Source organism: Streptomyces apricus (genome assembly GCF_008369065.1).
GTDB lineage: Bacteria > Actinomycetota > Actinomycetes > Streptomycetales > Streptomycetaceae > Streptomyces > Streptomyces apricus.
Genome location: NZ_VDFC01000033.1, coordinates 51,470 through 63,244 on the forward strand (window position 1 = coordinate 51,470; position 11,775 = coordinate 63,244).

The 11,775-nt window shown below is 71.4% G+C and carries 9 protein-coding genes; 4 read left to right on the plus strand and 5 right to left on the minus strand.

The features are described from left to right. Window positions 1–51: 51 nt before the first annotated feature. On the minus strand, window positions 52–2,481 hold the full coding sequence (locus tag FGF04_RS11210) for a ThuA domain-containing protein (RefSeq protein ID WP_149511216.1): 2,430 nt from the start codon (window positions 2,479–2,481) through the stop codon (window positions 52–54). A gap of 386 nt (window positions 2,482–2,867) precedes the next feature. Here FGF04_RS11210 and FGF04_RS11215 point away from each other — a divergent pair, with 386 nt between their 5' ends. Further along, window positions 2,868–3,845, plus strand: a complete 978-nt coding sequence (locus FGF04_RS11215) for a multicopper oxidase domain-containing protein (protein WP_149511217.1) — start codon at window positions 2,868–2,870, stop codon at window positions 3,843–3,845. A 387-nt stretch (window positions 3,846–4,232) separates the two neighbouring features. Here the strand turns inward: FGF04_RS11215 and FGF04_RS11225 are convergent, their stop codons facing one another. After that, on the minus strand, window positions 4,233–4,724 hold the full coding sequence (locus tag FGF04_RS11225) for a GNAT family N-acetyltransferase (protein ID WP_188114044.1): 492 nt from the start codon (window positions 4,722–4,724) through the stop codon (window positions 4,233–4,235). A gap of 100 nt (window positions 4,725–4,824) precedes the next feature. Between FGF04_RS11225 and FGF04_RS11230 the strand changes: the two genes are divergently transcribed. The 3 genes from FGF04_RS11230 to FGF04_RS40000 all read left to right on the plus strand — a co-directional run bounded on the left by FGF04_RS11230 (window position 4,825) and on the right by FGF04_RS40000 (window position 7,675). Beyond that, window positions 4,825–5,754, plus strand: a complete 930-nt coding sequence (locus tag FGF04_RS11230; protein ID WP_149511144.1) for a LysR family transcriptional regulator — start codon at window positions 4,825–4,827, stop codon at window positions 5,752–5,754. Window positions 5,755–6,015: 261 nt separating this feature from the next. After that, window positions 6,016–7,077 (plus strand): LacI family DNA-binding transcriptional regulator, encoded by a 1,062-nt coding sequence (locus tag FGF04_RS11235; RefSeq protein ID WP_149511145.1) that lies wholly within the window; start codon window positions 6,016–6,018, stop codon window positions 7,075–7,077. Between the two features lie 244 nt (window positions 7,078–7,321). Continuing rightward, window positions 7,322–7,675, plus strand: coding sequence for a hypothetical protein (locus FGF04_RS40000; RefSeq protein WP_188114045.1), 354 nt, complete (start codon window positions 7,322–7,324; stop codon window positions 7,673–7,675). Window positions 7,676–7,722: 47 nt separating this feature from the next. Here the strand turns inward: FGF04_RS40000 and FGF04_RS11245 are convergent, their stop codons facing one another. From FGF04_RS11245 to FGF04_RS11255, 3 genes are all read right to left on the minus strand, one after another. Further along, window positions 7,723–8,703, minus strand: a complete 981-nt coding sequence (locus tag FGF04_RS11245) for an acyl-ACP desaturase (RefSeq protein WP_149511146.1) — start codon at window positions 8,701–8,703, stop codon at window positions 7,723–7,725. A gap of 237 nt (window positions 8,704–8,940) precedes the next feature. Further along, window positions 8,941–9,717 carry a dimethylargininase gene (ddaH, locus tag FGF04_RS11250; protein WP_149511147.1) on the minus strand — a complete coding sequence of 259 codons (777 nt, stop codon included), beginning with the start codon at window positions 9,715–9,717 and terminating at the stop codon, window positions 8,941–8,943. 164 nt (window positions 9,718–9,881) lie between these two features. Continuing rightward, a complete protein-coding gene (locus FGF04_RS11255; RefSeq protein WP_149511148.1) occupies window positions 9,882–11,513 on the minus strand; it encodes an ABC-F family ATP-binding cassette domain-containing protein in 1,632 nt (543 codons plus the stop codon). Between the last annotated feature and the right edge of the window lie 262 nt (window positions 11,514–11,775).

Sequence of the window (11,775 nt, forward strand, 5' to 3'; positions counted from 1 at the left end):
GTGCCGTCCACAGCCGTCCAGTTCTTCGCCGCCGGATGGTCCTCACGCTCGTCACTGCGCCTCCCTGGCGAGCTGGTCGGCGGCGGGGGTGGGGCCGCCGCCCTTGTACGTGACCTGCCACAGAGCGGACTTGGAGTCCGATGTGAAGAAGCCGCGGCCGTAGTCGAGGACGTACAGCGTGCCGTCCGGGCCGAACTTCCAGTCCATGAGGTTCTTGATGCCGTCGTTGCCGATCGGGACGATCTTCTTCAGGGACTCGGCGTGCACCGGGATGCCGCCCTGTCCGGCCGTCTTCGGGTCGAGGAGCACGGCGTGGCGCGGCTGGTCGGCGTCGTAGAAGTCGCCGACGAACCACTTGCCGTCCCAGTACGAGGGCCACTTGCCCGCGCTCGCCGAGTTGGCGTCGTAGCGGTAGACGGGGCCGTCCATGGCCGCCTGGCCACCGCCCTTGAGCCACGGCAGCAGGAACTTCTGCTCGGCCGTCTTGTACGACGGGACGCCGTTGGCGTCGCGCGGGAAGTCCGGACCGCCGCCCTGGGGCGAGTACCAGATGGTGTTCGAGGTGACCGGCGGCAGGTTCACGAGACCGTCGTTGTTCGGCGACTCGTTCTTCGGCGCGTTGCAGTCGTACCAGCCCAGCGGCTTCGACGGGTCGGGCAGGTTGCGGTCCCGGTAGGGCTGCTTGTTGCCCATGCAGTACGGCCAGCCGTGGTTGCCCGCCTTGGTGATCGCGGCGAACGTGTCGTACTTCGCCGGGCCCCAGGTCGTCGACGGCGACCCGGCGTCCGGGCCGACCCAGCCCGCGTACAGGGTGTCCGTCTTCTTGTCGATCGAGATGCGCGCCGGGTTGCGGACGCCCATCACGTAGATCTCGCCGCGCGTCTTGCCGCCGCCCTCGGCGGTCTCCTTGCCCGTGAAGAGGTTGCCCTCGGGCAGGGTGTACGTGCCGTCCTGCTCCGGGTGGATGCGCAGGATCTTGCCGTTGAGGTTGTTGGTGTTGCCCGCCGTGCGGCGCGCGTCCGCGAAGGAGACGCCCTTGTAGTTCGGCTGCGGGTTGTTGCCCGAGTAACCGTCGCTGAAGCCGCTGGAGTTGTTGTCACCGGTGGCGATGTACAGGTTGCCCTTGGAGTCCCAGGCCAGCCCGCCGCCCGCGTGGCAGCAGCTGTGGATCTGCACCGGCCACTTCAGCAGGACCTTCTCGCTGTTCAGGTCCAGCCTGCCGGTGTTCGAGTTGTACGTGAAGCGGGAGACGTACCGCTCGGCCATCCGCTTGTCGCGGTCGATCCGGGAGTGCGGCGTGTAGTGCAGGTACACCCAGCCGTTGTCCTCGAACCGGGGGTCCAGCTCGATGCCGAGCAGGCCCTCCTCGACCTTGATCAGCTCGTCGCCGCCGCCCTTGTTGCCGAACACGTTGAGCGTGCCGGCCAGCGTGACCTTCTTCGTCCTCGGGTCGTAGACGTGGATCTCGCCCTTGCCCTTGCCGACGTCCGGGTTGTTCCAGTCCGTGATCACGGGCTGCGAGGAGTCGGCGCCGCCGCGGCCGATGTAGAACACGCGGCCGTCGGGGGCGGTGACCAGGCCGTGCGGCTCGCCGATCTGGTCGTTCTGGCCCGGCTGGTTGGGCTGGGTCAGGCGCTCCGCCTTGTAGTTGGCGTTGATCGTGGCCTTGCAGTCGGCCCGCGAGATGCGGGTCGTCCAGGCGAGCGCGCCGCGCAGGTGCGAGCGGAACTCCGTCTCGTCGTACGAGGACTCCGTGCCGCCCATGGCGGTGTAGAAGGACCGGCCGCCGTCGTAGTCGCGGCACCAGGAGACGGGGTGGTCGGCGCCGTTGGCGCTCGTGCCCGGCGTGTACGTCGACTCGCGGACGCGGGCCACCGTGTGCACGTCGCCGGACGGGTTCTTCGTCCAGTTCAGCCACTTGTCGGGCCGCTTCCACTGCAGCGGCAGGTCCTTGGTGGCCGGATGCTGCCGGTCGCCGACCTCGACGGTCGCGCGCTGCACGTTCGTCGGGCCGCCGGCCGCCGGACGGGCGCCGACGAGTCCGGTGAACCAGTCCGAGTAGGGTTCGGCGCGGGCCGCGTCGTGGATGCCGAGGAAGCCGCCGCCGGCCTCCATGTACGCCTCCAGGCCCGCCTCCTGCTCCGGGTCGAGGACGTCGCCGCCGCCGGTCAGGAAGACGACGGCGTTGTAGAGACCGAGCTCGGTGTCGTCGGTGAACACCGAGGCGTCGTCCGTGGCCGTCACCTCGAAGCGCCCGGCCGCGGGACCGCTCTGGCCGATGCCCTCGATCGCCTCGATACCGGCGTTGACGACGGGCGACTCGTCGCCGCCCGCCGCGGACCCGTGGTAGATCAGCACCCGTACGTCCGCGCCGCCGGGCGGCGACTTGATCGACATCGTTGTCAACGACGGGTCGGGGGCCGGGCGCGCGCTCGCGGCCGGCCCCGAGAGGACGCCCGCCGCCACGACTCCCGCGGCCAGCGCGGCCGTCCAGCCTCTCCGTCTGGTTCTGCTCGACGTGCGTACCGTCAGTGGCGTTCGATGCGGTGTGGGCCGCATGTGGTCACCCCATCCTCCTCGGTCACAGCAACAGCGCCATGGAAGCTAGACCTTTTCTCTCAACTCGCCAATAGCTATGACCGGGATCGCACGAACTTTGTCCTGAGTGTGGATAAACGAAGCCGATGCCACTACCGTCTCCCCAGTTCGTCTCTGTCACTCGGTTCCGCCGGATCCGTCAGATCCGTCAAATCTGTTGGCCACACTGCAGGTTGGGAGAGTTCGGCATGGGCACCACGGACGACATGGGCACCACGGACGCGGACGCCACGGTGGTCGGCGCGGCGGACGCGGGTGCCGCGGACCCGATGGACAGACGCGGCTTCAGCCGCCGGATGATGCTGGGCGGGGCCGCCGTCGCCACGGTCGCGACATCGTTGTCGGTGGTCGCCGCGAAGGGTGCGACCACCGCGCACGGCGCCGAGAGCGCGGGCGCCGCGGTCCGTACGGCCCCCGCGGGCGGCGAGGTCAGGCGCATCAAGCTGTACATCGAGAAGCTGGCCGACGGGCAGCTGGGCTACGGCCTGGAGAAGGGCGCGGCCACGATCCCCGGCCCGCTGATCGAGCTCAACGAGGGCGACACCGCGTACATCGAGGTCGAGAACACCCTGGACGTGGCGGCGAGCCTGCACGTCCACGGCCTGGACTACGAGGTGTCCAGCGACGGCACGAAGCTGAGCAACTCCCATGTGGAGCCCGGCGACACGCGCACGTACACCTGGCGCACGCACGCCCCGGGCCGCCGCAAGGACGGCACCTGGCGGGCGGGCAGCGCGGGCTACTGGCACTACCACGACCACGTCGTCGGCACCGAGCACGGCACGGGCGGCATCCGCAAGGGCCTGTACGGACCGGTGATCGTGCGCCGCCAGGGCGACATCCTGCCGGACAGGACGCACACCATCGTCTTCAACGACATGACGATCAACAACAGGCCCGGCCACGACAGCCCCAACTTCGAGGCCACGGTGGGGGACCGGGTCGAGTTCGTGTCGATCACGCACGGCGAGTACTACCACACGTTCCACGTGCACGGTCACCGCTGGGCCGACAACCGCACCGGCCTGCTGACCGGCCCCGACGACCCGAGCCGGGTGGTCGACAACCTGATCGTGGGCCCCGCCGACTCCTTCGGCTTCCAGGTCATCGCGGGCGAGGGGGTGGGCGCGGGCGCCTGGATGTACCACTGCCACGTCCAGAGCCACTCGGACATGGGGATGGCGGGCCTGTTCCTGGTGAAGAAGACGGACGGCACGATCCCTGGGTACGAGCCGCACGAACACTGAGGCGCGGCGGAACCACGTGTCTTTCGGAGGGTGGACGACCACGGTGCGCCCGCCCCCGACGACCGGCCCGCACCGGCCTCGCCGACCAGGATCTCGCCGAGGCCGCCCACGCCTGCTTCGCCGCGGCCGACAGCGCCCTCGCCCTTCCCGGCACTCCGGTGGTCCTACGGCATGCCCTGACCGATTTCAGGGAGCGGAGTCCGGGGAAGCGCGTCACGCCGGCCCGGCCGGACACATCGGACACTCCCGGTCGTCACCCGAGTCCCCCGCCGGCGCCCTGGTCGTCCACGACGTGGCGCAGGTGCGGCGTGCCACGGGCGGCGGGGGAACCGAGGCGCTGGTGAAGACAGCCGTGGCGAGGCGGTTTCCGGGCGCCCGGCCGAGAAGTCATGTCAGTTCCATGAGGGTGTCGGCACGGGCGTAGTAGTCGGCCACCGGGAGACGGTTGCGGGTGATCCTGACGAACCCGGCTTCCTCGTAGAGGTGGATGGCAGGAGCCAGTTTGCTGTTCGTGCCGAGGAAGAGCCGGGTCCCACCGCGTGCCCGGGCGCGCTCGATCGCTGCGGCTACGAGCCGGCGGCCGATGCCGCGTCCCTGCGCGGCGGGGGCCACGGCCATCTTCGCCAGTTCGAACACCCCGTCCGGGTAGGCCAGAAGCGCGACGCACCCGACAGCGGTACCGCTGTCCTGCTCGCGGGCCAGGAGCACGTCGCCGCCCGGCCCCACGATGCGGCCGAACGGATCTCCGAGAATCGCCCGGTCCTCTTCCTCCAGGGTGAACAGGCGTGAGATCCACTCCTCGTTCAACGCGCGGAACGCGTCGGCATCACGCTGTGAGGCGATCGAGGAGACCAGGACCGGGGCGGAGGTGTGCGGCATGAGGCGGGGTTCCTTTCCGGTGCGGCTTCCCGTACAGCCTCTGCGTCCACCGACTCATATGTCCAATACAGGCGATGGCGTGTATCGATAAGTTTGAACTATGGATCAGCGTATCGAGCTCCGTCATCTGCGGTACTTCCTGGCCGTGGCCGAGGAACTCCACTTCGGCCGTGCCGCCCAGCGGCTGAACATCGCCCAGCCGGCCCTGTCCCAGCAGATCAGGCAGCTGGAGAAGATCGTCGGTGTCGAGCTGTTCCGGCGGACCTCCCGAAGCGTCCGCCTCACGGACGCGGGAGCGACGTTCCGGCCGCGGGCGAGGGACCTGCTGGGCCGTCTGGCGGCCGACCTCGACGAGGCCGGCCGTGTCGGGCGCGGTGAGGCCGGCCGCCTGGACGTCGCCTTCATCACCTCCGCCACCACGATCGTCAGCGAACGGCTCCGTGCGTTCTCCCGCCGCCGCCCGGACGTGCAGATCAAACTGCACGACGGCTTCACCGTCGATGTCCTGGCGGCCCTGGAACGGGGCACGGCCGACGTCGGGATCGTGCGGGACGCCGAGGAGCGGGACGGCATCGACCTTTCCCCGCTGAGGACGGAACGGTTCGTCGCCGTCGTCCCCGCCGAGCACCCCGCCGCAAGGGGTCAGCGTGTGGAAGCAGCGACGCTGGCCGCCGACCCGCTGATCCTGTTCCCGCGTACAGCAGGACCGCAAGCGTTCGACGTGAACACGCAGCCGCTGCGGGACGCCGGAATCGACGTCCAGGTCGCGCAGGAGTGCTCGAACTGGCACACCATCGTCATGTTCGTCGCCTCCGGCCTCGGCGTCACCATCGCCCCCTACAGCGTCACGACGCTGCTCCCCGCGGGCGCCCGGCGTCTCGAACTCGACGGGCCTCCCGCAGTGAGCCGGATCCTCATGGCCACCCGCCGGGGAGACAACCGTCCCCTCGTACAGGCCTTCACCGCCGCATCCGAGCCCGTGACGGATCGTGGCCACCACTGGGACAACAGCCAAGGCCGGCCATCCTGAAACCGCCCCTGTCCGCGCGGCCTCCACGGGGCGCGGGGAACGGCCGTCTTTTCAGGGGCGCGGGGAACGGCGCGAGCAACCACGACGTATCCGCACCCGGGCGGCGGCCTGTCTTTCCAGGGGCGCGGGGAACTGCGCGACCGGCCGCGGTGTGCCCGCGCCTGGAAGGCAGGGCTCGCTTGGGAGCGCTCTCAGCGCACCCCGTGCCCTTCCGCACGCGGGCTATCCTGATCGGCAACCGCCGCCCTGAGGAGCCCCCAGGTGACCGACCAGTCCACAGCGCCACGCCCCACCCTGGAGGCCGTGGCCGCCCGGGCCGGCGTCTCCCGAGCCACCGCCTCGCGCGTCGTCAACGGCGGCGAGGGCGTGCGCGAACCCCTGGTCGAGCGGGTCAGGCGCGCCGTCGACGAACTCGGCTACGTCCCGAACCAGGCCGCCCGCAGCCTCGTCACCCGGCGCCACGACGCCGTCGCCGTGGTGATCGCCGAACCGGAGACCCGCGTCTTCGCGGACCCCTTCTTCGCCCTCCAGCTGCGCGGCATCAGCAAGGAGCTCACGGCCCACGACTCCCAGCTCGTCCTCCTGCTCACGGAGGGCCGCGACGACCACGCCCGCGTGGCCCGCTACCTCGCCGGCGGCCACGTCGACGGCGCGCTCGTCTTCTCCCTGCACCTCGACGACCCGCTGCCGGGCCTCATCCACGGCGTGCCGACCGTGTACGGCGGCCGCCCCGGCTGGAGCGACGCCTCCCGCGGGGCGGTGTACGTCGACTGCGACAACCGGGGCGGCGCCCGCGAGGCCGTACGCCACCTCGTCGGCCTCGGCCGCCGCCGCATCGCCCACATCTCCGGTGCCCTCGACCAGACCTCGGCGGTCGACCGGCTCGACGGGTACCGCGACGTCATGGCGGACGCCGACCCGCGGCTGATCGTGGAGAGCGACTTCACCCCCGGGGGCGGGGAGCGCGCGATGCGCGAGCTGCTCGATCGCTGCCCCGACCTGGATGGGGTGTTCGCCGCGAACGACCTCACGGCGGCGGGCGCGCTGCGGGTCCTGCGGGAGCGGGGGCGGCGGGTGCCCGAGGACGTCGCCGTCGTCGGGTTCGACGACATGCTGCCGTTCACGGAGCAGGCCGATCCGCCGCTCACGACGGTCCGGCAGGACATAGAGGAGATACCCGCAACCACCCCTTCACGAAGACAGCCCCGATTCCGCCGACACCGACCCTCACTGGGACTGGCCTGCTCCCGCCGGCACCGGCCCCCGCGGGGACCTGCCCGCTCCTACGGACGTCGGTTCCCGGCGACACAGGCCGGAGCCTGACCCCACCAGCTCCGGCCCGGACCGGCCCGCCTCGCTCGATGCCGCGCGGCTCCGGGCCCGGTCCGGTGGCGACGGTGAGGGGAGTCGTCGGGACCGGCCCGCCCGGCAGCGCGTCGACCATCTCGTCGCGCGGCTGGCGCAGCAGGCGCGGACGGCTCCCGCGGGCATCCGGGCGGCAGCCCTCGGCGCCGCCGAACTGCTGGCGCACCACGACGGATTCGTACCGCAGGCCGCCGCGGTCACCGTGGCCCACCTGGACCTGGACGCCGGGGCGGAGCAGGTGGAGGCGGCCCTGGTCCGGCTGGCCGCACTGACGGCCGGGCGTCCGGCGCTCGCGGCCAGGACCGCCGCCGAACTCGCCGACCGGCTGGGCCGCAGGACGCACGAGGGCGACGCCGGGACCCTGCTCGGCGTCGCCCACCGGCTCACCGCGCACGGCGGTCACGCCGAGGGCCTGCTCGCCGTGGCGCTCACGGCCGCGCTCGGCACCCGTACGGACTGGGGACCGCTGTGGCGCACGCGGCTGGACGCACTGCGCCGCCACCCGGTGCCCGACGTGCGCGACATGGCGCTGGCCCAGGTGACGGCGTACGAGTGAGGGGTGTCCCGCGTCCCGGCGGGTGCGCCGGGACGCGGGACGGCGTGCTACTGCGCGGCGGCGCGGGCCGCCATGCGGGCCTTGCGGGTCGCGAGCTTCTCGTCGAACTTGAGCGCCTCGGCGTCCAGGCCGCCCATGTAGAGGCCGAGCTCCTCCTGGGCCTTGAGGCCCTCGGGGCCCAGGCCGTCGATCTGCAGGACCTTGAGGTGGCGCAGCACCGGCATCAGCACGTCGTCGTGGTGGATGCGCATGTTGTAGACCTCGCCGATCGCCATCTGCGCGGCGGCGCGCTCGAAGCCGGGCATGCCGTGCCCGGGCATCCGGAAGTTGACGATGACGTCCCGCACGGCCTGCATGGTCAGGTCGGGGGCGAGTTCGAACGCGGCCTTCAGCAGGTTGCGGTAGAAGACCATGTGCAGGTTCTCGTCGGTCGCGATGCGCGCCAGCATGCGGTCGCAGACGGGGTCGCCCGACTGGTGTCCGGTGTTGCGGTGCGAGACGCGGGTCGCCAGCTCCTGGAAGGCGACGTACGCGACGGAGTGCAGCATCGAGTGGCGGTTGTCCGACTCGAAGCCCTCGCTCATGTGCTGCATGCGGAAGGCTTCGAGCTTGTCCGGGTCCACGGCGCGCGACGCGAGCAGGTAGTCGCGCATCACGATGCCGTGCCGGCCCTCCTCGGCGGTCCAGCGGTGCACCCAGGTGCCCCAGGCGCCGTCGCGGCCGAAGAGGGAAGCGATCTCGTGGTGGTAGCTGGGGAGGTTGTCCTCGGTCAGGAGGTTCACGACCAGCGCGATGCGGCCGAGTTCGGTGACCTTGGACTGTTCCTTGTCCCAGGCCTCCCCGTCCTCGAACATGCCGGGGAAGTTGCGACCGTCGGACCAGGGCACGTACTCGTGCGGCATCCAGTCCTTGGCGACCTTCAGATGACGGTTGAGTTCGGTCTCCACCACTTCTTCCAGGGCGAACAGCAGACGCGCGTCGGTCCATTCGGAGGACGGGCTGCCGAGTTGGGGAGAAGTGATCGTCACAGGGGCTCCAGGGGGGACGTAACTGCTGAGCGGTAACACCAACCTACGGCATCGTAGGCTACGTATCCGTAGGTTACGATGCCGTAGGTTAAGTGCGCTGTAAAGAGCCCTGATCAGCGGCGATCTGTTCGGACGCGGTCACGGCACGCGGACGGAGGCCGTCCGTCCGGTGGACGCGCAGCTCATGGGCGGTGGACGCGCCGGTCCGCGGGACCGTGCGCGGGGCCCGCCGTCCCCTCAGACGTACAGCTCGCGCAGGCGGACCGAGAGACAGGTCACACAGCCTTCGAGCTTCTCGAACTCGCTGATGTCGACGAGGACGGGTTCGAGGCCGAGGCCGGCGTACAGCTCGGCGGTCTTGGGGGCGCTCGCCGCCATCAGGAGCCGTCCGCCGCCCAGCAGGACGACGTGCGAGCCCGCCTCCTCCGGCACCGCCAGGAAGCGCGGGAACAGCGACGGCGTGTCCACCAGCGGCTCGTGCCCGACGACCGTGCCGTCCGGCAGCGCGGTGACGGCCGACTTCAGGTGCAGCACCTTGCTCACCGGTACGGCGACGACCTTGGCGCCGAGCGGCTCGAAGGTGGCCCGCAACTGCTGGATGCCGGCCCCGTTGGTGCGTCCGCCGAGCCCCACGTACATCGTGTCGCCGACCTTCAGGACGTCGCCGCCCTCCAGGGTGCCCGGCTCCCACACCCAGTTCACCGAGCAGCCGAGGCGCGCCACCGCCTCCTCGACGCCGGCGGTCTCGGGGCGCCGGGACTCCGCGCCGGGGCGGGCGATCAGGGCGACGTTGCGGAAGACGACCACCGCGTCCTCCACGAAGACGGAGTCCGCGCAGTCGTCGGCGGGCTCCACCTCCAGGGTCTCCCAGCCGTGGGTGCGCAGGGCCTCCACGTACGCCTCCCACTGCTCCACCGCCAGGACGGGGTCGACCGGGGTGCGCTCCAGGTGCGTGACGAGACCCTCGGCGAGGCGGGGGCTGGGACGGCGGACGAGGGCTTTCCGGCTGGGCACGTGCGGATCTCCGTCTCGGCAGGGTGTGTCCCCGCACATCATGCAGCCCGCACCGACCTGACAAAAGCCCCCACCGCCGCACCGACGCCCCTTCAGGGGCCCGCACCCCACGGACAACCGGTGGCCCCTGCCCCAGGGCTACGGGGCCACCGGGGCTGCCGGGGTCACCCGGAGAGCCCCACCGCCTCCGGCGTCGTCTCCGTCAGCACCCCCTCCTCCAGCAACAACCACCGCGTGATCCCGACCGACTCCAGGAACGGCACGTCGTGGCTGGCCACGACCAGCGCCCCCTCGTACGACTCCAGCGCCGTGGTGAGCTGCCGCACGCTCGCCATGTCGAGGTTGTTGGTCGGCTCGTCGAGCATCAGCAGCTGCGGCGCCGGCTCGGCCAGCATCAGCGCGGCCAGGGCCGCCCGGAACCGCTCGCCGCCGGAGAGCGTGGCCGCCCGCTGGTCGGCCTTGGCGCCCCGGAACAGGAAGCGCGCCAGCCGCGCCCGGACCCGGTTGTTGGTGGCGCCGGGCGCGAACCGGGCCACGTTCTCGGCGACCGTCAGCCCGTCGTCGAGGACGTCGAGCCGCTGCGGCAGGAACCGCATCGGCACATGGGCCCGCGCCTCCCCGGAGACGGGCTCCAGCTCCCCGGCCACGGTCCGCAGCAGCGTGGTCTTGCCCGCGCCGTTGCGGCCGATCACCGCGATCCGCTCGGGCCCGCGCAGGTCGAGGGAGCCCGCGCTCGCCCCGTACGCCAGCTCCAGGTCCAGCAGCGTGAGGACGGTGCGCCCCGGCGGCACGGCCGTGTACGGCAGGTCGACGCGGATCTCGTCGTCGTCCCGCACGGCCTCCACCGCGTCGTCGAGCCGCTCCCTGGCCTCGGCGAGCCGCTCCTCGTGCATGATGCGGTGCTTGCCCGCGGACTCCTGGGCCGCGCGCTTGCGGGCCCCCATCACGATCTTCGGCTCGCGCTTCTGCTCGAACATCTTCTGCCCGTACCGCTTGCGCCGGGCCAGCTTGACCTGCGCGTCGGCCAGTTCGCGCTTCTGCTTCTTCACGTCGGACTCGGCGACCCGCACCATGCGCTCGGCGGCCTCCTGCTCGGTGGCGAGGGCCTCCTCGTACGCCGAGTAGTTGCCGCCGTACCAGGTGACCTCGCCGGAGCGCAGGTCGGCGATCTGGTCCACCAGGTCGAGCAGCTCGCGGTCGTGGCTGACCACGACCAGGACGCCGGAGTAGCCCTGCACGGCCGCGTACAGGCGCCGGCGCGCGAACAGGTCGAGGTTGTTGGTGGGCTCGTCCAGCAGGAGCACGTCGGGCCGGCGCAGCAGCAGCGCGGCCAGCCGCAGCAGCACCGACTCGCCGCCCGAGACCTCGCCGATGGTGCGGTCGAGGCCGATGTGGCCGAGGCCGAGCTCGCCGAGGGTCGCCACGGCGCGCTCCTCGACGTCCCAGTCGTCGTCCACGACGTCGAAGTGCGCCTCGGACGCGTCGCCCGCCTCGATGGCGTGCAGCGCGGCGCGCTTCGCGGCGATGTCCAGGACCTCGTCGACCCGCAGCCCGGTGTCGAGGGTGACGTTCTGAGGCAGCCGGCCGACCTCGCCCGCGACGCGCACGGCGCCGCCGGAGGGGGTGAGCTCCCCGGCGATCAGCTTGAGCAGGGTCGACTTGCCCGAGCCGTTGACGCCGACGAGCCCGGTCCGGCCGGGGCCGAAGGCGACCTGGAGGTCCTCGAAGACGGGGGTGCCGTCGGGCCAGGAGAAGGAGAGGGAGGTGCAGGTGAGGGAAGTGGGGGCAGTAGACATACGCGCCTCGCGGTGCTTGATGCGGTCAGGACGACACGTATCGAGACACCGGGGGGCGGCGACGGCCGGAAGGACGGAGCCTTCGGGGCGTTCGCGGAGCACGGGGCACGGGAAGAGCCCTGTTCCGCTGGACGGCTCGGAGCCGAGGTCGCACGCTGCGCACACACGGGAACGTGGGTGACGCGGTGTCTCGTGACCTCAGACGAGCAACGTCCTTCTCCAATCGGCGACAACAGGGCGATTCACACGGTAGGAGGGGGGT

What these genes read in the sequence shown, in the direction of transcription:
- FGF04_RS11230 (WP_149511144.1), top strand. Translation starts at nt 4,825, where the DNA reads ATGGATCAGCGTATCGAGCTCCGTCATCTGCGGTACTTCCTGGCCGTG.
- FGF04_RS11255 (WP_149511148.1), bottom strand. Translation starts at nt 11,513, where the DNA reads ATGTCTACTGCCCCCACTTCCCTCACCTGCACCTCCCTCTCCTTCTCC.
- FGF04_RS11225 (WP_188114044.1), bottom strand. Translation starts at nt 4,724, where the DNA reads ATGCCGCACACCTCCGCCCCGGTCCTGGTCTCCTCGATCGCCTCACAG.
- FGF04_RS11215 (WP_149511217.1), top strand. Translation starts at nt 2,868, where the DNA reads ATGGACAGACGCGGCTTCAGCCGCCGGATGATGCTGGGCGGGGCCGCC.